The organism is Pseudomonas sp. NPDC096925, from assembly GCF_044762545.1.
Classification (GTDB): domain Bacteria; phylum Pseudomonadota; class Gammaproteobacteria; order Pseudomonadales; family Pseudomonadaceae; genus Aquipseudomonas.
This window is the reverse complement of record NZ_JBIWEM010000001.1, coordinates 201,207-219,942: the sequence shown is the minus strand read 5'-3', so window position 1 is coordinate 219,942 and position 18,736 is coordinate 201,207. Positions and strand designations below refer to the sequence as shown.

The following is an 18,736-nucleotide window of genomic DNA, read 5'->3' as shown; positions in this document are numbered from 1 at the left end:
ATAACAAGGAAAATTCGGTGAAACTCAGCGATATCGCCCGTCTGGCCGGTGTGTCCGTGACCACCGCCAGCTACGTCATCAATGGCAAGGCCGAACAGCAGCGCATCAGCAACAGCACTGTCGAGCGGGTACGCGCGGTGGTCGAGGCCCACGGCTTCACCCCCAACCCGCAGGCCGCTGGCCTGCGCAGCCGGCATACCCGCACCCTGGGCTTCATTCTCCCGGATCTGGAGAACCCCAGCTACGCCCGCATCGCCAAGCAACTCGAACAAGGTGCCCGCGCCCGTGGCTACCAGTTGCTGATCGCCAGCAGCGACGACCAGCCCGACAGCGAGCGCCAGTTGCAGCAGCTGTTCCGCGCCCGCCGGTGCGACGCGCTGTTCGTCGCCAGCTGCCTGCCACCGGAAGATGACAGCTACCGCGAACTGCAGGACAAAGGCCTGCCGGTGATTGCCATCGACCGCCGCCTGGACCCTGCGCACTTCTGCTCGGTGATCAGCGACGACCGCGACGCCAGCCGCCAACTGGCCGCCAGCTTGCTGAGCGCCGCCCCGCGCAGCATCGCGCTGATCGGCGCACGCCCCGAGCTGTCGGTCAGCCAGGCACGTGCCGGCGGCTTCGACGAAGCCCTGCAAGGCTATGCCGGCGAAGTTCGCCGCTATCAGGGCGAAGCGTTCAGCCGTGAGTGCGGCCAGCGCTTGATGCAGCAGCTGATCGAAGACTTCGGCGGCCTGCCGGATGCCCTGGTTACCACCTCCTATGTGCTGCTGCAAGGAGTGTTCGACACACTGCAGGCCCGCCCTGCCGACTCGCGCCAGCTGCAGCTGGGTACCTTTGGCGACAACCAGTTGCTCGACTTCCTGCCGCTGCCGGTGAATGCCATGGCCCAGCAGCATGGCCTGATTGCCGCCACCGCGCTGGAACTGGCACTGGCCGCGATCGAGGACAAACGCTACGAACCTGGTGTACATGCCGTCGGTCGAACGTTCAAGCAACGCATTACAGTGGCCTGAACATGCGCCTGATCGACACCCACACTCACCTGGACTTCCCCGACTTCGACGCCGACCGCCCGCGCCTGCTGGCCAACGCGGCGGAGCGCGGGGTGGAGCGGATGGTGGTGCTGGGGGTGTACCAGGCGAATTTCCAGCGGGTGTGGGACCTGGCCTGCGCCGACCAGCGCCTGTTCGCCGCACTCGGCCTGCACCCGATCTACCTTGACCAGCATCGCCCGGAGCACCTGGTGCAGTTGCGCGAATGGCTGGAGCGCCTGCATGGCAACCCACGGCTATGTGCCGTGGGCGAGTTTGGCCTGGACTACTACCTCGAAGACCTGGACAAGGCCCGCCAGCAGGACCTGTTCGAAGCGCAACTGCAGATGGCCTGCGACTTCGAACTGCCCGCCCTGCTGCACGTGCGCCGCAGCCATGCCCAGGTGATCGCCACGCTCAAGCGCTACAAGCCGGCGCGGGCGGGGGTGATACATGCGTTTGCCGGCAGTTATGAAGAGGCCCGCGAGTACATCAAGCTGGGCTTCCGGCTTGGACTTGGCGGTGCGGCTACCTGGCCACAGGCGCTGCGGCTGCGCAAGACCCTGGCGCGGTTGCCGCTGGACAGCGTGGTGCTGGAGACCGATGCGCCGGACATGGCGCCGGTCATGTACCCAGGGATGAGGAACAGCCCGGAGCACCTGCCGGAGATTGCCGGGGCGCTGGCGCAGGTGATGGGGGTAGACGTCTCGGAGCTGGCTGAAGCCAGCAGCCGCAATGCTTGCGCGTTGTTTGGCTGGTAGCTGAGAGGGTTATTGCCTGCGCGGGCCTCTTCGCGGGCTTGCCCGCTCCCACAGGGTCCGCGCAAATTGAGACCGGCGCAGTACCTGTGGGAACGGGCGTGTCCGCGAAGAGGCCGGCCCAGCCAATACAAGACTCAGCGCATCATCCCCAACCCGGCATCATCCATCAGCGCCTTGGCCAAAGCACTCAGATAATGTGAAGCCCAAAGCAGTTGCGGCTTGTTGTCCATCAGGCCGTCAATGTTCAGGTCCCGCCCCGACCCGCACAATATGTGGAGCGTGGCGTAAGGCGCGGCGCGAAGAGTGCCAACACCCAAGAGCCCTGACTCAGGGCTCCGTGCTTGCGCATTTGCGCCTAACATCAAGGCCCATGTCGGGCTTGCCTTATGGCATTCATGATTGCCAGGTTTCTATGGTGTTCGACCACCTCCGGATTCGGATTCCACTCATCCCATGAGTCTACAGATGAGGTTGAGCTGACTTGCCTGGAAAGACTGCCGCGCTCATTTGTGCGGGAATTTAAAGGGGGGGTGTAGGGCAACTCCGTTAATGCGTTCTGGGCAGCGAAATTTCCATGTGACGAACTGGTGGCCGCAATTGCAGCTTGTCTTTCCGGATTTGGATTGGCCATCGATGGATGCGACGGCATGTGAAGATTACCTCGCCCCGGCATATGGTCTCGCTGGTGTTGCCTGAACTCATCCCGGAGAATGCTATTTATCAAGTTTTCCGTCGCACGTACCCGTTGACGATGTCTTGCAGCCTCAGCGGCCCCTTCCAGGGGCCCTGCGAGCTCTCGTTGCCGTATCGGTCTCCATTGTTGCGTTGTAGGAGCGCGCCAACGTCTGAAAGTTAAATGGCCGCTGGGGTCGGTATTGTTTATCGGGTCACAGTCGCAGTAGCTGTATGGATTAATCCCACCTTTCCCAAATGGACTCAAGCTGTCAGGCGACTCAAAGCGCATCAGGACCGTGCTGAAGGATCGATAGCCATTGCCAAGGGCATAGCTGTCGCGTACAGAAATGGTGGCTTCGCCGTTGTAGCCCAGCAGCGTTCGCAATGATGGCGATCCTGGGGCATGACCATAAGCTGAATACGTGTGAGGCTCTTTCTCATCGGTTTCCTGCACCGACAGCACCGAACCCTTGTCATCGGTTGTCAGTAAGCCAGTCGCAGCGCTTCCCGCTATTTGTCGCTCGGCTAATGCCAGGTCATGCGTGCGGAAGATGGTGCGAATCACGTCGCCTTGTTTCAAGAAAATAAAATGGTCACCCTGATAGAAGAAGAGCGAATTGCTTAATGCTTTTCTCATCATGCAAGTCCCTGCGGTGCTGGATGAATGGAGGCTGCTTTTAACTCATTCTGATTAGCTGCAGGGTTTTTTGATACTGGCAGAAATAGTAGTTTTATTGCCTGACACAGAGCCTGTGGGAGCGGGCAAGCCCGCGAAGAAGCCAGCGAGCCAGTTCAGACAAGCACCGTCCACAGCGCAAAACCGGCATACCACAGCACCGCACAGCGCAGCAGCAGCTCCCACAGGCTGTCCAGCCGCCCCAGCCCGCGCTGGCTGTCTTCTTCCTCGGGAATGTCATCGGCAATGCGCCCGACCCGCGCCACCAGGTGGGCGGCGCTGATGTGCCAGTTGAGCACCTCGTGCAGCATCACCCGCGTGACCGCGAGGAAGTTGCCAACCAGGGCAAAACTCAAGGCCAGCACCCGCACCGGGAGCCAGTCCATGATATGCCTCAGCTGCTCGGCACGAGCCTTCAACGTCGGTTGCTTGCTGTGTTCGCCACACAGCGCCAGCAGTCGATAGGCCAGGGCTGCGCCCGGGCCGAGCACGAAGTACCAGAAGATCACCGCGAAAAAGCCCTGGTACACCTGCCACAGCAGGTTGCCCTGCACCTGAACCAACAGGCTGTGCGGTTCATCGGCCGCCAGCCCCAGGTCGCGTTCGGCCACGTGCAGCGCAGCCTGGTCATCACCGCGCCGCCAGGCATCGCGGAACGGCCCCAGCGATGCCTTGGCATCGCCGCGGCCCAGGCTGTAGATCAGCACCAGCAGGTGCACCGGCAACGCCAGCAAGCCGTACGCCACCGGGTCCAGCACATGCAGCAGCAATACCAGCAGCACTACCGGCGCCAACACCAGGATGGCCAGCGTCCACCAGGGGTGCACCTTGCCGCTGCGCTCCAGGCGTACCAGTTCGCCCAGGAAGAACCCATCACGTTGCACCTGATGGCGCAGGGCCGAGAACTTCTCGACCCACAGCGCCAGCAACAACACCAGAAAACTCATGCCTTGTCCTCGTTTTGCTGCAGCGCTTGGCGATAGCGCGACCAGTCGAAGGCCGGGCCTGGGTCGGTCTTGCGCTGCGGGGCAATGTCGCTATGGCCCTGGATGCGGTCTAGGCCGATGGCCGGCCAGGCACCGCGAATATGCCGGGTAAGCTGCTCCAGCACCGCGTACTGGGCATCGGTATAGGGCAGGTCGTCGGTCCCTTCGAGTTCGATGCCGATGGAGAAATCGTTACAGCCTTCACGCCCGTCGAAGCACGACACACCGGCGTGCCAGGCGCGGTCGAGCAACGACACGAACTGGGTCACCGCACCGTCACGCTCGACGAACAGGTGCGCCGACACGGTCAGGTGGTTGATGCTGGCGAAGTACGGGTGTTCGTCAGGGTCCAGGCGGTTCTGGAAGAACTGCTGGACCTTGCCGGTGCCGAAACAGGCCGGCGGCAGGCTGATGTTGTGGATCACCAGCAGTGAAATCGATTCGCCTTCGGGGCGGGCATTGAAGTTCGGCGAGGGGCAGTGGGTGATTCCGATTCCGTGGAACCAGCCAGTGGCACGGTCCAATTGCATGGGGCAGATCCTGAAAGCGCCGTGAACAGGCTGACAGTATGCCCTGCGGCCAACGGCGTTTGCATGTGAATCATTGTAATGCTGTAGGAGCGGGCGTGCCCGCGAACACCGGCGCAGCCGGTGCCATCCACCGCGGCGCTTGTTTCGCGGGCACGCCCGCTCCCACCAGGATCGCGTCTGCTTGCAGATATTGCGCAAGACAGTTGCGCCTACCGCCGCAGCCCGTCGAGCACCGCCTCCAGCGCCCGCTCGAACAACAGCCCGTCATCCAGCACCCGCACGTCGCCCCGGTGCAGTGCCTGGGCCAGGCTGGCACCGTTCCATTCGCGCACTTTCATGCCGGTGCGGTTGGCGAACACCAACCGGTCGCTGCTGTCGATGCGCGCCACCAGTTTGCAGCGCAGCGGTTCGTCCTCGTCCAGCACCTCGACCCAGGTACCGATACGCAAGCGCTGCACCTGGCGCAGCGCCACAGCCTGCCCGTCGGCAACCTGCAACGGTGCGCAAGCGGGCTCTTCGGCAATCGCCAGCACGATGTCCTCGGCCACCAGTACGTCGCCCTGGGGCTGGCCCGCGCCACCTGCACAGGCACGCAGGTGCAACTGCTCCAGCTGCAGGAAGAATTCGCGGGTCGCGGCCGAGTCCAGGGCCACGCCGGCCAGGCCATCGCGCAGTGCCTTGAGCAGGCCCGGCACCTGCTGCAGCAAGGCTTGCGGCTCATGTGGCGGGGTGATGCTGGCCAGCAACATGTCCATCGTCTGCAATGCATCCCGCCAGGCCTGGGATGCCTCGCCCTGCTTGAGCCAGGCCAGCAGCAGCACCTGGCTCCAGGCCTGCACCAGCATCTGTACCACCACCTGCGGCAATACCCGGCCACGCAGACGCTGGTTAAGTGCGTGCTGCACCTGCTGCCTGGCCTGCTGGGCCCGGGCACGCCCTTCTTCGGCGTCGCGGGTGCGTTGTTCAAGCAGCTCGTTGCGCCGCCGTTCGTCCTGGTTGAAAACGAGGAAGTCTTCGAGCAGTTCGGCGAACAGGCTGATATCTTCGGCAAAATCATTGAGCAGGCGCTGGACGATACGCTCCACCCGCAGGTGCAGGCTGTCACGCAGGCCATCGCCGCCGCATTCCCAGCCGATGGCCGCGCCGGCGATCTCGTTGAGCAGCCGGCGGGCCGGGTGGCTGGCCCGACTGAACAGCCCCTTGTCCAGCAGGGCCACTTTCAGCAGCGGAATATGCAGACGTGCGATCAGCGCGCGCAGGCTGGCCGGCAAGTTGTCGTCGTTCTGGATGAAGGCGAACAGCAGGCCGATCAGGTTGATCATGTCCTCGTCGGCCACATCGATGCGCCGGCGTGTGCCGCTGCGCACGCTGACCCGCAGCAGCAATTGTTCAAGCTGTTGGCCAAGCTCGAAATCGTCAGCCTCGTGGGTGGCAGGCACGTAGTGCTGCAAATGCGAAAGCAGGCGCAGCAGGTCGGCGGTACTGATTGGCTGGGCGGCGGCCATCGCCTGCAAACGAGGCGCGAACTGCCCACGCGCCGGGGCCAGCAGTGTTTGCAACGAGGCAAAGAAAACCTGCCCTGCTGCGTCCGCGCCTACCTCATGTCCCAGGTTCGCCGGCCCACGTCGTGCGCTCATGCGCCGATCTTCGGCGCGCCGGCGCGGTGCCGGCGGCAACTCGGGCAGCACACCGGCGGCAGCCAGCAACTGGTTGGCTTCACCATAGATCACTTCGGCATCACGCAGCACATAGCGCTCGAACAGTTTGAGCAGGACCAGTTTGACCCGCAGGCCAACCCCCAGGTTGCGGCCAGCGTCGAGGAAGTAACCGCACAGCGCAGCGGGCCCCAGCGGGTTGTGCTGCTCGTGCAGGGGGCGGTCGAGCAGTGCTTGCAAGCGCAGGCCCAGTTGCTGCAGGGCAACGCCGTCGCGTGACAGCACCTGCGCGACCATGCCTTCGATCGCGGCGGCCCGCTCCACCTGGGCTTTGCTGCGCAGGTTGCCCGGCTCGAGGAGGTGCGCCAGCAAGTCAATCTGGCCGATACGGGCAAAGGCATCATGGAACGTGTCGAGAAAACCGCGCTCGATGCTCTTGCGCTTCAGGCGCAGGTCGCGCATGGCCTCGAAGTACAGGTTCTGGTCACTGCGATCGAACGCCTTGTCGGCCATCTCGAAGAGGGTGTCGTCGGCGTTGTCGAACAAGTCCTGCAAACCCTGACGCAACTGCAAGGCGGCCTTGTCGCGTACCTGCAGGAGCAATACCGGAAGGCAAGGCAGAGGCGTACGCCCGCCTCGGTCGATGGCTGCCGCCAAGGGCACCACCTTGCCTTCTTTTTGCATCCTGGACTCCTTGCAGGGTGTCTCGCCCGAAGGGGCTGAAGATCGTCAAACTCATGACGCCAAATACTGGTCACATTATCGGTAAAAATCCGCATCGCTGCCAGCGTCGTTTCACAGGCTGGCTAGTGACCCGGGTTTACCCCGGTTGCTCACACCGGCCGACCAAAGGTCATCGCCAAGGCGGCTGTACACGCTGGCCCCCTGCCCTATAATCGCGGGCATCTAGCTTGTGGAGCCGACCATGCCGAACCTACGCCTTGCCGACCTGACCGCTGAAATCGAAGCCAACGTGCGCCGCGCGCTGTTGGAGGACATCGGCAGTGGCGATATCACTGCGCAGCTGATCCCGGCCGAGCGCCTGGCCAAGGCGACCATCATCACCCGCGAAGACTGCGTGATCGCCGGCACCGCCTGGGTCGATGCCGTGTTCCGCCAACTCGACCCGCGCGTGGCCGTGCACTGGCAGGTGGCCGATGGCGAGCGCGCCACGGCCAACCAGCCGCTGTTTCATCTGGAGGGCCCCGCGCGTTCGCTGCTCAGTGGTGAGCGCAGTGCGCTGAACTTCCTGCAGATGCTGTCAGGTGTGGCCACCCGTGCGCGCTTCCTGGCCGACCTGGTGGAAGGCACCCAGGTGCGCCTGCTGGACACCCGCAAGACCCTGCCGGGCCTGCGCCTGGCGCAGAAGTATGCTGTGACTTGCGGCGGTTGCGACAACCACCGCATCGGCCTGTACGACGCCTTCCTGATCAAGGAAAACCACATCGCCGCAAGCGGCGGCGTGGCCGAGGCCGTGGCGGCGGCGCACCGCATTGCGCCGGGCAAGCCGGTGGAAATCGAAGTGGAAAGCCTGGATGAGCTGCGCCAGGCACTGGCTGCTGGTGCCGACATCATCATGCTCGACGAACTGAACCTGGAAGAGATGCGCGAAGCAGTGCGCATTACCGCGGGCAAGGCCAAGCTGGAAGCCAGTGGCGGGGTCAACGAGACAACCTTGCGAGTGATTGCCGAGACTGGGGTGGACTACATCTCGATTGGTGCGATGACCAAGGATGTGAAGGCGGTGGACCTGTCGATGCGCTTGAGCCTGTGAGCTGATTGCGGACACAAAAAAACCGGCCATCGAGCCGGTTTTTTTGTGGGGTGGCTTATGGCCCTATCGCCGGCAAGCCAGTTCCCACAATTACTGCACATGACTTGAAGTCGATGCGGTCGAGGTGGGAGCCGGCTTGCCGGCGAAAGGGCCCCGAAGCAGCCCCCGGCTGGCAATCAGAACGAGGCGTTGGCCAGCCCGTCCAGGTAACGCTCCACATCCAATGCCGCCATGCAGCCGGCACCGGCCGAGGTAATGGCCTGGCGGTAAACGTGGTCAGCCACGTCACCGGCGGCGAACACGCCCTCGACGTTGGTGGCGGTGGCATTGCCCTCACGGCCGCCGTTGACCACCAGGTAGCCGTCCTTGAGGGTCAGCTGGCCTTCGAACAGCGAGGTGTTAGGGGTGTGGCCAATGGCGATGAACACGCCGTCAACCTTGATTTCGTCGCTGCTGCCGTCGTTGTTCTTCAGGCGCGCACCGGTCACACCCATGTTGTCACCCAGCACTTCGTCCAGGGTGGCGTTGAGCTTGAGCTCGATCTTGCCTTCGGCCACACGGGCTTGCAGCTTGTCGACCAGGATCTTCTCGGCGCGGAAGGTATCGCGACGGTGCACCAGGGTCACCTTGCTGGCGATGTTGGCCAGGTACAGCGCCTCTTCCACGGCAGTGTTGCCGCCGCCAACCACGGCAACCGGCTTGTTGCGGTAGAAGAAACCGTCGCAGGTAGCGCAGGCCGAAACGCCCTTGCCCATGAAGGTTTCTTCCGACGGCAGGCCCAGGTAGCGGGCGCTGGCGCCAGTGGCGATGATCAGCGCGTCGCAGGTGTACTTGCCGCTGTCACCCTGCAGGGTGAACGGCTTGTTGGCCAGGTCGACGGCGTTGATGTGGTCGAAGACGATTTCGGTTTCGAAACGCTCGGCGTGCTCCTGCATGCGCTGCATCAGGGCCGGGCCGGTCAGGCCGTGGGGGTCGCCCGGCCAGTTGTCGACTTCGGTGGTGGTGGTCAGCTGGCCGCCGGCCTGCATGCCGGTGATCAGCAGCGGCTTGAGGTTGGCACGGGCGGCATACACCGCGGCGCTGTAACCGGCAGGGCCGGAACCGAGAATGATGACGCGCGAATGACGTACTTCAGACATGTCGAACTCCTGTCGAGCGGGCCGCAGGGGCCGGCTTCGGTATACCGGCTGCGCCAGCTGGAAAATTAAAAAGGACCCACGCAGCACTTGGGGAAGGCTACAACGCGCAGGCCCATAAAGCGGAAAGTTGAGCGCACTGTAGCGAGGTCGCAAAGATTAAGGAAATATCCTTCGACAATCCACCTCATAGCCATCGTCTATTCAGCGAATTCATCGATAGCCAAGCCCTGCTGCTTTTGTTACAGCCCGTTTCCCGCCCGCTGCCCGCCTTTCGTCGGCGCAGCAAACTCGGTAAGGTCAGCGCGTTTTCCTTCTCTGCGGAGTCTCTCGATGCAAGCCCCTGTACTCTCTGGCCCCCAATACCTGCGCGAAGGCCTGAAACTGGTGCTGAGCCCCAATCTGCGGTTGTTCGTGCTGCTGCCGCTGGCGGTCAACCTGCTGCTGTTTGGCGGCCTGATCTACTTCGCCGGCCACCAGTTCAGCCTGTGGGTGGACGCCCTGATGCCAACCTTGCCGAGCTGGCTGAGCTTTCTCACCTACATCCTCTGGCCGCTGTTCGTTGCCCTGGTGGTGCTGATGGTGTTCTTCACCTTCACCCTGGTGGCCAACATCATTGCCGCGCCGTTCAATGGCTTTCTGGCGGAAAAGGTCGAGGTGGTGGTGCGTGGCCAGGACAACTTCCCGGCGTTCAGCTGGGGCGAACTGGTGGCCATGGTGCCACGTACATTCGGCCGTGAAATGCGCAAGCTGGGCTACTTCCTGCCGCGGGCCATCGGCCTGTTCATCCTGTCGCTGATCCCGGTGGTCAACGTGGTGGCGGCGCCGCTATGGCTGATCTTCGGGGTGTGGATGATGGCTATCCAGTACATCGACTACCCGGCGGACAACAACAAGATGAGCTGGCAGGACATGCTGGCCTGGCTGCGGCAGAAGCGCTGGCAGTCGTTGGGGTTTGGTGGCATCACCTACCTGGCTCTGATGATTCCGCTGGTGAACGTGCTGATGATGCCGGCGGCGGTGGCCGGGGCTACGTTGTTCTGGGTGCGGGAGCGGAACTGATCCCTGTGGGAGATTGCCCAGCTCTTTGGGCTGCGCTGTCGCACAGGGAACAATGTTCGAGAGCGTGTCACCTCCCCTTGTGGGAGCGGGCGTGCCCGCGAACACGGGCGTAGCCCGTGCCATCCAGCGCGGCGCCTGTTTCGCGGGCTTGCCCGCTCCCACAGGAAACGCGCAGGCATTGAAAAACTGGGCATGGTGGTGACGCCCTTACTGCCCCAACCGGCTGGAAAACTGCCCCACCACATCCACCACCCGTTTCGCCCCGTCCTGGATCTCGACAATCACGCTCCCTGTCTCGTCCGCCAGTGCCAGCCCCTGCTCGGCCTGGCGCTTGCTGGTGTCGATGATCGCCACTGCCGCCTGGGCCAGTTGCTCGTTCTGCTGCACCACCCGGGCGATTTCCTCGGTGGCGGTGCTGGTGCGCGAGGCCAGCTGGCGCACTTCATCGGCAACCACGGCAAACCCCCGCCCCTGCTCGCCGGCGCGGGCCGCTTCGATGGCCGCGTTCAGCGCCAGCAAGTTGGTCTGCCCGGCAATGTCGCTGATGGTCTTGATGATCGAGCCGATCACCCGCGACTGGGTATCCAGCGCCTGGATGCCCTCTGCCGCCTCTTGCATCGAAGCTTCCAGCCCGCGCATCACGCTGACGCTCTGGGTGACCACATCGGTGGCCTTGCGGGCGCTGGCATCGGTACCCAGCGAGGTGTTGTAGGCGACATCCGCCGCCTCGGCCACCGCCTGCTCCTGGTTGACCTGCTCGGTGATGACAGTGGCGAACTTGACCACCTTGTACAGCACGTCATGGGCATCGAAGATGGGGTTGTACGAAGCTTCCAGCCAGACCACCCGGCCATGGGCATCGATACGCTTGAAGCGCTCGGCAACGTACTCGCCACGGCGCAGCTTGTCCCAGAACGCCTGATAGCCGGCCGAATTTGCCTCCTCCGGCTCGCAGAAAATGCGGTGATGCTTGCCACGGATCTGTTCCAGGCGGTAACCGACGGTGGTCAGGAATCGATCGTTGGCGGTTAGGATGTTGCCGTCGAGGTCGAATTCGATCACGGCGGTGGAGCGCATCAGGGCCTTGATCAGGCTTTCGTGCTCGCGGGATGTCTCGATGGTGCGGGTAAGATCGCTGGAGTGCAGCGTGAAATACTTGATGCGCCCCTCGCTGTTCTTGACCGGCTGCAGGATCGACCGTAACCAGGCTTCCTGGCCATTGCCGCGCAGCAGGCGGAATGCACCGTTCAGGTGTTCACCGCGGCTGATGGCGCCCTTCATGCGCTGGTAGAAATCCAGCGTCTTCACATGGGCAGGGACGATGTCCTCGATGTTGCGTCCAAGCAATTGATCGGCACGGTAGAGCATCTCGCTCTCGAAGTTGCCGTTGACCATCTCGATCCGTCCCTGAGGGTCGAGTTGCAGTACCAGCATCTCGCTGTCGAGGCTACTCTTGACCTGTTCGATGGACATCAGGTCTTCGCGTAGCTGCCGGATTTCTTGCTTGAGCTTGTTGTTGAACATCACCGCTCTCCTGGAGCGCATCAGGTAGTCGAATGCATCTGCATCGGCTGTCGGTGCCCCCTCTTGAGCGGCCTGCAAGGAAAAATTCACAAAGCGAAAAGCGTCGGCAATCAGGCGTCATCAGTACGTCACATGGCAGTCACATTGGCGCAACCCAGCAGGCGGAAACTTTTTTTCATGAACACACCCGCCCTACGCATTACCTTGGTCAGCGAAACCTTCCCACCCGAGATCAACGGCGTGGCCAATACCCTTGGCCGCCTCAGCGAAGGGTTGCGCCAACGCGGCCACGAGATCGAAGTGGTGCGCCCGCGCCAGGCCGGTGAAGCCCCGCTGCACAACGACCCGAACCTGATGCTGTGCCGTGGCTGGCCCCTGCCTGGTTACCCGGGGTTGCAGTGGGGCGAGGTGTCGATGCACAAGCTGTTGCGCCGCTGGCGCCGGCAGCGCCCGGATGTGCTGTACATCGCCACCGAGGGGCCGCTGGGGCTCAGCGCACTGCGCGCGGCCCGGCGCCTGGGGGTGGCTGTGGTCAGTGGTTTCCATACCAACTTCCCGCAGTACTCCGGCCAATACGGGCTGGGCCTGCTGACGCGCCTGCTCACCCACTACCTGCGCTGGTTCCATCGGCGCACGGCGATCACCCTGGTGCCCAGCCTCAGCCAGCGCCAGGAGCTTGAGCGCCGCGGCTTCGAACGCCTGGAACTGCTGGCCCGGGGGGTCGATGCCTGCCTGTTCAACCCGGCCCGGCGCAGCCCCGCATTACGGGAAAGCTGGGGGCTTGGCCCGGATGACATCGCCGTCCTGCATGTGGGGCGGCTGGCGGCAGAGAAGAACCTGGGCTTGCTGCGCCCAAGCCTGGAGGCCCTGCAGAAAACTTATCCACACAAACGCCTGCGCCTGATCATGGTAGGTGACGGCCCGCAGCGTGCCGCCCTGGAACAGCAGGTACCGGATGCCGTGTTCTGCGGTGCCCAGCGTGGCGAGGTGCTGGCCGAACACTATGCCAGCGGTGACCTGTTCCTGTTTCCGAGCCTGACCGAAACCTTTGGCAATGTGGTGCTCGAAGCCATGGCCTCGGGCCTGGCGGTGGTCGCGTATGACGAGGCGGCCGCTGCGCAGCATATTCGCCATGGCCATAGCGGTGCACTGGCCATGCCGGGGGATCAGGCAGCGTTCATCGACTCTGCCTGCTGGCTGCTGGAAGAAGAAGAGACGTTACGCCGGGTGCGCCTGAATGCGCGGCGGCATGCCAGCCGCCAGGGCTGGCCGGCGATTGTCGAGCAGTTTGAGGGGTATCTGTATAGCGCTTGTCGACATCCCGGGGGGGCGGCTGAGCGTTCGACGCAATATGTGCAGCGCCTGTAAGACCGAGCGCCGCCCGCGCGGCGCTTCGCGGGACAAGCCCGCTCCCACATTTGTTGCAACGTGGCCATGTCTGTTAGGCCATGGTTGTCAGCCTTAGTTGGCCTGACTCAATTTCTCGGCTGGCGCTACCGCCACCTCACCAGTCTCAAGACATGCACCAAGACAGGCAACCATGGTTTGACAGGTTCGGCACGTTGCAACAAATGTGGGAGCGGGCTTGTCCCGCGAAGCGCCGCGCGGGCGGCGCTCGATTTCACAGGCGCTGCACATATTGCGACAATCACCTGGCAGCCTTGATACGTCCCCAGCTACTCAGCCCAACGCCTTCTCGATAGCCTGCACCACAGCCGGATCATCCGGCGCCGTGCGCGGCGAGAAACGCGCCAGCACCCGCCCGTCCTTGCCGACCAGAAACTTCTCGAAATTCCAGGTAATGTCACCCGGAAACTCTGCCCCCTCGCCCGCCAGCAGGCGGTACAGCGAGTGACGCCCCGGCCCGTTGACCTCCAGCTTGGCACCCAGCGGGAAGCTCACCCCGTAGTTGAGGCTGCAGAACTCCCGGATTTCCTTTTCGCTGCCCGGCTCCTGGCCGGCAAACTGGTTGCACGGCAGGCCAAGCACGTTGAAGCCCTTGTCCTTGTAAACCTGGTAGAGGTTTTCCAGGGCCTTGTATTGCGGCGTGAGCCCACACTTGGAGGCAACGTTGACCACCAGCACCACTTGGCCCTTGAACGGTGCGAGGGGCAGCTCCCCGCCGTTCAACGCGTCCAGTTTCAGGTCGTGAAATGCACTCATGATGAATCCCCTCTCAGGTTCCCGGTTGCCGCGCAGGCGAAATCCGCCCACTAAAAAGGCGCTCGTCCAAACCGTCCACCTCCCATAGGAAGGCAAATCGGCTTGCCCGAGCGCCTGGCGACTTTCTGAGCTTAGCGCAGAAAATCAGTGGTGATGGCCACCTTCACCGTGGATGTGGCGGTGAGCGATTTCTTCGTCGCTGGCGTCACGCACGTTGACTACCTTGACCTGGAAGGTCAGGCGCTGACCGGCCAGCGGGTGGTTGCCGTCAACAGTCACGTCGTCGCCGTCGATGTCGCGGATGGTGACGATCTGCATCTGGCCATCCGGTGCCGAAGCGTGGAACTGCATGCCCACTTCCAGCTCGTCGACGCCTTCGAACAGGCTGCGGTTCAGGGTGCTGACCAGCTCGGCCAGGTATTCGCCGTAGGCATCTTCCGGCTCGATGGAAACGTTCAGCTCGTCACCGGCCTGCTTGCCTTCCAGGGCTTTTTCCAGGCCCGGGATGATGTTGCCGGCACCGTGCAGGTAAACCAGCGGTGCACCGCCAGCGGAGCTGTCGATGGTCTCCCCGGCGTCGTTGGTCAGGGTATAGTCGATGGAGACAGCCTTGTTGGCGGCGATCAGCATGGGGCAAGACCTTTTGCAAAAGTATGTAGAGCGGACAAGTGTAACCAAGCCATCGCCCGAATGCGAACGCACCGCGGACGAGCAACGGCCCATCAGTCGGATCACCGGCTTCCACCAGGACGAAGAGGGCCACTGGGTGGCCGAACTGTCCTGCGGCCACACCCAGCACCTGCGCCACCAGCCGCCGTGGCAGGCACGCCCCTGGGTGCTCGACCCGGCCCGGCGCGCGCAGCGCATCGGCCAGCCTTTCGCTTGCGGCTGGTGCGCACAGGGGGCCGATAGCGCTACCCTTGGCCGTTAATTTCTTGCACCGCTTATTTCGAGAAGCACGCATGCAGACATTTTTCATTGCGCCGACCGACTTCGGTGTCGGCCTGACCTCCATCAGCCTGGGCCTGGTGCGCACCCTGGAGCGCGCCGGCCTGAAGGTCGGTTTCTTCAAGCCGATCGCCCAGCCCCACCCGGGTGACACCGGCCCCGAGCGCTCCACCGAGCTGGTCGCCCGCACCCACGGCATCAAGCCCCCCGTGCCGCTGAGCCTGGCCCACGTCGAGCGCATGCTTGGCGATGGCCAGCTGGACGAGTTGCTCGAAGAAATCATCCGTCTTTACCAGCAAGCCTGCATCGGTAACGACGTGGTGGTGGTCGAGGGCATGGTGCCCACGCGCCATGCCAGCTACGCCGCGCGGGTCAACCTGCACCTGGCCAAGAGCCTGGATGCCGAGGTGATCCTGGTGTCGGCACCGGAAAACGAAGTGCTCAGTGAACTGTCCGGGCGGGTCGAACTGCAGGCCCAGCTGTTCGGCGGCCCACGCGACCCGAAGGTGCTCGGGGTCATCCTCAACAAAGTGCGCACCGACGAAAGCATGGCGGACTTTTCCACCCGCCTGCGCGAGCACTCGCCACTGCTGCGCGGCAACGACTTCCGCCTGCTCGGCTGCATCCCCTACCAGCCCGAACTGAACGCCCCGCGCACCCGCGACGTGGCCGACCTGCTCGGTGCCCAGGTGCTCAATGCCGGTGACTACGAGCAGCGGCGCATGAGCAAGATCATCATCTGCGCGCGCACCGTGGCCAACACGGTGCCACTGCTCACCTCGGGCACGCTGGTGGTGACCCCGGGCGACCGCGACGACATCATCCTCGCCGTCAGCCTCGCAGCGATCAACGGCGTCCCACTGGCCGGCCTGCTGCTGACCAGCGACAGCAAACCTGACGCACGCATCCTTGGTCTGTGCCGTGGTGCCCTGCAGGCCGGCCTGCCGATCCTGTCGGTCAGTACCGGCTCGTACGACACCGCCAACCAGCTCAATTCGCTGAACCGCGAAATCCCGGTGGACGACCGCGAGCGCGCCGAATTCATCACCGACTTCGTCGCCAGCCACCTCGACGCCGCCTGGCTGCACCAGCGTTGCGGCACCCCACGCGAACTGCGCCTGTCGCCGGCAGTGTTCCGCTACCAGCTGATCCAGCGGGCACAGCAGGCGAACAAGCGCATCGTCCTGCCGGAAGGTGCCGAGCCACTGCTGGTGCAGGCTGCGGCCATCTGCCAGGCCCGCGGCATTGCCCGCTGCGTGCTACTGGCCAAGCCCGAGGATGTCGACGCCGTGGCCCGCGCCCAAGGCATCACCTTGCCGCCGGGCCTGGAGATTCTCGACCCCGAGCTGATTCGCGGGCGCTATGTGGAGCCGATGGTCGAGCTGCGCAAGAGCAAGAACCTCAATGCGCCAATGGCCGAGCAGCAACTGGAAGACCCGGTGGTGATCGGCACCATGATGCTGGCCCTGGACGAAGTGGACGGCCTGGTCTCGGGCCTGGTGCACTCCACTGCCAACACCATCCGCCCGGCCCTGCAGCTGATCAAGACCGCACCGGGCTCAAGCCTGGTGTCGTCGGTATTCTTCATGCTGTTCCCCGAGCAGGTGCTGGTGTACGGCGACTGCGTGATGAACCCGCACCCGAGCGCTGCCGAACTGGCCGAGATCGCCCGGCAGAGTGCCGAATCTGCGCAGGCCTTCGGCATCGCGCCGCGGGTGGCGATGATCAGTTACTCAAGCGATTCGGCCAGCGATGAAGAGGTCGGGAAAGTGCGTGAAGCAACCCGCCTGGCACAGGGTGCGGCGCAGGAGCTGCTGATCGACGGGCCATTGCAGTATGACGCGGCGGCCAACCCGGCGATTGCACGAGAACTGGCGCCGAACAGCCCGGTGGCCGGGCGTGCAACGGTGTTCGTGTTCCCGGACCTGAATACCGGCAACACGACCCACAAGGCGGTGCAGCGCAGCACCGACGGGGTCAGCATGGGGCCGATGCTGCAAGGGTTGCGCAAGCCGGTGAACGACTTGCCGCGCGGGGCGCAGGTTGACGATATCGTGCATACCATTGCCCTGACGGCGATTCAGGCGAGCGTGGCGGGCTAAAAACAGGGGCTGCCTTGCAGCCCCAGTGGGAGCACTGATCGATCAGGGATACTGCTGAACCTGACCTTGCTGGTCATACTGCTGCCCCGGGATCGGCTTCAGGTTCACTTCCACACGACGGTTCTGCGCGCGGCCATTGGCGTCAGCGTTGCTGGCGATCGGCTGATCCGGGCCCATGCCACGTACCGAGATACGCGAGGCATCCACACCCTGCGAGGTCAGGTAGGTGCTGACCGCCTGCGCACGGCGCTGGGACAGGTCCATGTTGTGCTGGCGGCTGCCAGTGCTGTCGGTGAAGCCAACCACTTCGATGGTGTTCTGGTTGAACTGCTTGAACGAGCCGGCCAGGTTGTTCAGCGGCGAGTAGAAGCTTGGCGCGATGTTGGCCGAATCGGTGGCGAAGGTGATGTTGCCCGGCATGATCAGCTTGATCTGGTCACCCTGGCGCTGCACTTCCACACCGGTGTTGGCCATCTGTGCGCGCAGCTCGGCTTCCTGCTTGTCGGCGTAGTAGCCATAACCGGCTGCAGCGGCACCTACGGCGGCGGCACCGATCAGTGCACCCTTGCCACGGTTGTTGTGGTCAATGGCGGCACCGGCGATAGCACCGGCCAGCGCGCCCAGGCCGCCGTACTTGGCGGTCTTGCTCATCCCCGTGGAGCCCTGCGCCTGGCCCTGGCTGTCATAAGGGTTCTGGCCGGCACAGCCGGTCATCAGGGCAGCGGCGGTTGCGACGATAATCAGACGACGCATGGTGAACATGGACAAGCTCCTACTGAATTCATGAATGCGGCAGATCATAACGGGATCTATGCCAGCCTTGGATTGCATCGGCAACGAAAAATTCCATGAAAGTGCCTTCATGTGCCATCAGGCACGCACGAAGGGGTTTTCGCGCATTTCGTCGCCCAGGCGGGTATCGGGCCCGTGGCCGGTCACCACGATGGCCTCCTCGTCCAGCCGGTACAGCCGCTCCTTGATGGAACGTACGATAGCCCGCTGGTCGCCGCCCCACAGATCGGTACGGCCAATGCCACGGCGGAACAGGGTATCGCCGGCGATCAGCAGCTTCGCATCGGCAAACCAGAAGCTCATCGAGCCCGGCGTATGGCCTGGCGTATGCAGGGCCACGCCACAACCGCAGGCCAGCTCCTCGTCATCCCCCAGCCAACGGTCTGGCGCAGGTACCGGGGTGTACGGCACGCCGAACATCTGGCATTGCATTTCCAGGTTGTCCCATAGCGCCTGGTCATCCTTGTGCAAGTGCAGCGTAGCGCCGGTCAGTTCCTTGAGCTTGCCCGAGGCGAGGAAGTGATCGAAATGCGCGTGGGTGTGGATGATGCTCACCAGCGTCAGGCCGTGGGCCTGCAGGCGTGCAAGGATCTTGTCCGGGTCACCCCCCGGGTCGACGACGATGGCCTTCCTGGTCAGCGGGTCGCCGATCAGGGTGCAGTTGCATTGCAGGGGGCCTACGGGGAAGGTTTCGCGGATGAGCGCAGGCGGGGCTTGGGTCATGGTGTTCTCGATGGCAAAGCTGGAGTTCTGCTGAGAGCCTGACAGGAAATTGGGGTGGGTGCACGAGGTTCATGTCTTGAGATGTGTGGCGGGGGGGGGGGGGGGGGGGGCCCCCCCCCGGCGCCCGCCCCCCGGGGGGCCCCCCCCCCACCCCCCCAACCACCAACCCCACCACACCCCCCACCCCCCCCCCCGCCG

Annotated in this window: 17 protein-coding genes and 2 pseudogenes; 7 read left to right on the top strand and 12 right to left on the bottom strand. The window is 63.7% G+C overall.

The features are described 5' to 3' along the window. The first annotated feature begins 17 nt into the window (after positions 1-17). On the top strand, positions 18-1,013 hold the full coding sequence (gene cra, locus ACIQYU_RS01095; RefSeq protein ID WP_207832488.1) for a catabolite repressor/activator: 996 nt from the start codon (positions 18-20) through the stop codon (positions 1,011-1,013). Between the two features lie 2 nt (positions 1,014-1,015). Beyond that, on the top strand, positions 1,016-1,792 hold the full coding sequence (locus ACIQYU_RS01090; protein WP_241106270.1) for a TatD family hydrolase: 777 nt from the start codon (positions 1,016-1,018) through the stop codon (positions 1,790-1,792). A 134-nt stretch (positions 1,793-1,926) separates the two neighbouring features. On the opposite strand, the pseudogene ACIQYU_RS01085 reads toward ACIQYU_RS01090, so the two are convergent. From ACIQYU_RS01085 to ACIQYU_RS01065, 5 genes and pseudogenes are all read right to left on the bottom strand, one after another. Further along, a pseudogene (locus ACIQYU_RS01085) lies at positions 1,927-2,061 on the bottom strand (DUF3077 domain-containing protein); the annotation flags it as partial. A gap of 92 nt (positions 2,062-2,153) precedes the next feature. Further along, the gene (locus tag ACIQYU_RS01080; protein ID WP_402797854.1) at positions 2,154-3,104 is read right to left on the bottom strand and encodes an RHS repeat-associated core domain-containing protein; all 951 of its coding nucleotides are present in this window, start codon (positions 3,102-3,104) and stop codon (positions 2,154-2,156) included. A gap of 155 nt (positions 3,105-3,259) precedes the next feature. Further along, entirely contained in the window at positions 3,260-4,090 is an 831-nt protein-coding gene (gene ampE, locus ACIQYU_RS01075; protein WP_402797851.1) for a regulatory signaling modulator protein AmpE, read from the bottom strand. Next, the gene (ampD, locus tag ACIQYU_RS01070; RefSeq protein WP_207832483.1) at positions 4,087-4,659 is read right to left on the bottom strand and encodes a 1,6-anhydro-N-acetylmuramyl-L-alanine amidase AmpD; all 573 of its coding nucleotides are present in this window, start codon (positions 4,657-4,659) and stop codon (positions 4,087-4,089) included. Before ampD ends, ampE begins: the two co-directional genes overlap by 4 nt. Before the next feature lie 209 nt (positions 4,660-4,868). Further along, a complete protein-coding gene (locus ACIQYU_RS01065) occupies positions 4,869-6,998 on the bottom strand; it encodes a DUF1631 domain-containing protein (RefSeq protein ID WP_233687294.1) in 2,130 nt (709 codons plus the stop codon). 241 nt (positions 6,999-7,239) lie between these two features. On the opposite strand from ACIQYU_RS01065, the gene nadC reads away from it, so the two are divergent. Beyond that, positions 7,240-8,088 (top strand): carboxylating nicotinate-nucleotide diphosphorylase, encoded by an 849-nt coding sequence (gene nadC, locus ACIQYU_RS01060; protein ID WP_025337721.1) that lies wholly within the window; start codon positions 7,240-7,242, stop codon positions 8,086-8,088. A 176-nt stretch (positions 8,089-8,264) separates the two neighbouring features. Here the strand turns inward: nadC and trxB are convergent, their stop codons facing one another. Further along, positions 8,265-9,227: a thioredoxin-disulfide reductase gene (trxB, locus tag ACIQYU_RS01055; RefSeq protein ID WP_402797846.1), complete on the bottom strand. Its 963-nt coding sequence runs from the start codon at positions 9,225-9,227 to the stop codon at positions 8,265-8,267. Positions 9,228-9,557: 330 nt separating this feature from the next. Here trxB and cysZ point away from each other — a divergent pair, with 330 nt between their 5' ends. Beyond that, positions 9,558-10,286: a sulfate transporter CysZ gene (gene cysZ / locus ACIQYU_RS01050; RefSeq protein WP_207832479.1), complete on the top strand. Its 729-nt coding sequence runs from the start codon at positions 9,558-9,560 to the stop codon at positions 10,284-10,286. 207 nt (positions 10,287-10,493) lie between these two features. Here the strand turns inward: cysZ and ACIQYU_RS01045 are convergent, their stop codons facing one another. Both ACIQYU_RS01045 and ACIQYU_RS01040 read right to left on the bottom strand, forming a co-directional pair. Then, positions 10,494-10,904, bottom strand: coding sequence for a methyl-accepting chemotaxis protein (locus ACIQYU_RS01045; RefSeq protein ID WP_402798515.1), 411 nt, complete (start codon positions 10,902-10,904; stop codon positions 10,494-10,496). 129 nt (positions 10,905-11,033) lie between these two features. Next, positions 11,034-11,720, bottom strand: a pseudogene (locus tag ACIQYU_RS01040) (PAS domain S-box protein); the annotation flags it as partial. A 267-nt stretch (positions 11,721-11,987) separates the two neighbouring features. Here ACIQYU_RS01040 and ACIQYU_RS01035 point away from each other — a divergent pair. Then, the gene (locus tag ACIQYU_RS01035) at positions 11,988-13,178 is read left to right on the top strand and encodes a glycosyltransferase family 1 protein (RefSeq protein ID WP_233687296.1); all 1,191 of its coding nucleotides are present in this window, start codon (positions 11,988-11,990) and stop codon (positions 13,176-13,178) included. A gap of 312 nt (positions 13,179-13,490) precedes the next feature. On the opposite strand, the gene ACIQYU_RS01030 is transcribed toward ACIQYU_RS01035, so the two are convergent. After that, positions 13,491-13,973, bottom strand: a complete 483-nt coding sequence (locus ACIQYU_RS01030) for a glutathione peroxidase (protein ID WP_207832471.1) — start codon at positions 13,971-13,973, stop codon at positions 13,491-13,493. 144 nt (positions 13,974-14,117) lie between these two features. Continuing rightward, the gene (locus tag ACIQYU_RS01025; protein ID WP_003259610.1) at positions 14,118-14,603 is read right to left on the bottom strand and encodes a peptidylprolyl isomerase; all 486 of its coding nucleotides are present in this window, start codon (positions 14,601-14,603) and stop codon (positions 14,118-14,120) included. Between ACIQYU_RS01025 and ACIQYU_RS01020 the strand changes: the two genes are divergently transcribed. Next, positions 14,602-14,904, top strand: coding sequence for a DUF3565 domain-containing protein (locus ACIQYU_RS01020; RefSeq protein WP_233687297.1), 303 nt, complete (start codon positions 14,602-14,604; stop codon positions 14,902-14,904). The two genes, ACIQYU_RS01025 and ACIQYU_RS01020, sit on opposite strands and share 2 nt — an antisense overlap. A 31-nt stretch (positions 14,905-14,935) precedes the next feature. After that, positions 14,936-17,023, top strand: coding sequence for a phosphate acetyltransferase (pta, locus tag ACIQYU_RS01015; protein WP_402797842.1), 2,088 nt, complete (start codon positions 14,936-14,938; stop codon positions 17,021-17,023). Positions 17,024-17,065: 42 nt separating this feature from the next. Here pta and ACIQYU_RS01010 read toward each other — a convergent pair whose 3' ends face one another. Both ACIQYU_RS01010 and ACIQYU_RS01005 read right to left on the bottom strand, forming a co-directional pair. Continuing rightward, complete coding sequence (locus ACIQYU_RS01010) at positions 17,066-17,785, bottom strand: OmpA family protein (RefSeq protein ID WP_087503383.1); 720 nt, start codon at positions 17,783-17,785, stop codon at positions 17,066-17,068. Between the two features lie 108 nt (positions 17,786-17,893). After that, complete coding sequence (locus tag ACIQYU_RS01005; RefSeq protein ID WP_063911253.1) at positions 17,894-18,538, bottom strand: MBL fold metallo-hydrolase; 645 nt, start codon at positions 18,536-18,538, stop codon at positions 17,894-17,896. Positions 18,539-18,736 lie beyond the last annotated feature (198 nt).

Coding starts and splice junctions, on each gene's coding strand:
- ACIQYU_RS01090 (WP_241106270.1), top strand. CDS start 1,016: ATGCGCCTGATCGACACCCACACTCACCTGGACTTCCCCGACTTCGAC.
- ACIQYU_RS01080 (WP_402797854.1), bottom strand. CDS start 3,104: ATGAGAAAAGCATTAAGCAATTCGCTCTTCTTCTATCAGGGTGACCAT.
- ampE (WP_402797851.1), bottom strand. CDS start 4,090: ATGAGTTTTCTGGTGTTGTTGCTGGCGCTGTGGGTCGAGAAGTTCTCG.
- ampD (WP_207832483.1), bottom strand. CDS start 4,659: ATGCAATTGGACCGTGCCACTGGCTGGTTCCACGGAATCGGAATCACC.
- ACIQYU_RS01065 (WP_233687294.1), bottom strand. CDS start 6,998: ATGCAAAAAGAAGGCAAGGTGGTGCCCTTGGCGGCAGCCATCGACCGA.
- nadC (WP_025337721.1), top strand. CDS start 7,240: ATGCCGAACCTACGCCTTGCCGACCTGACCGCTGAAATCGAAGCCAAC.
- trxB (WP_402797846.1), bottom strand. CDS start 9,227: ATGTCTGAAGTACGTCATTCGCGCGTCATCATTCTCGGTTCCGGCCCT.
- cysZ (WP_207832479.1), top strand. CDS start 9,558: ATGCAAGCCCCTGTACTCTCTGGCCCCCAATACCTGCGCGAAGGCCTG.
- ACIQYU_RS01045 (WP_402798515.1), bottom strand. CDS start 10,904: ATGCAAGAGGCGGCAGAGGGCATCCAGGCGCTGGATACCCAGTCGCGG.
- ACIQYU_RS01035 (WP_233687296.1), top strand. CDS start 11,988: ATGAACACACCCGCCCTACGCATTACCTTGGTCAGCGAAACCTTCCCA.
- ACIQYU_RS01030 (WP_207832471.1), bottom strand. CDS start 13,973: ATGAGTGCATTTCACGACCTGAAACTGGACGCGTTGAACGGCGGGGAG.
- ACIQYU_RS01020 (WP_233687297.1), top strand. CDS start 14,602: ATGGGGCAAGACCTTTTGCAAAAGTATGTAGAGCGGACAAGTGTAACC.
- ACIQYU_RS01025 (WP_003259610.1), bottom strand. CDS start 14,603: ATGCTGATCGCCGCCAACAAGGCTGTCTCCATCGACTATACCCTGACC.
- pta (WP_402797842.1), top strand. CDS start 14,936: ATGCAGACATTTTTCATTGCGCCGACCGACTTCGGTGTCGGCCTGACC.
- ACIQYU_RS01010 (WP_087503383.1), bottom strand. CDS start 17,785: ATGTTCACCATGCGTCGTCTGATTATCGTCGCAACCGCCGCTGCCCTG.
- ACIQYU_RS01005 (WP_063911253.1), bottom strand. CDS start 18,538: ATGACCCAAGCCCCGCCTGCGCTCATCCGCGAAACCTTCCCCGTAGGC.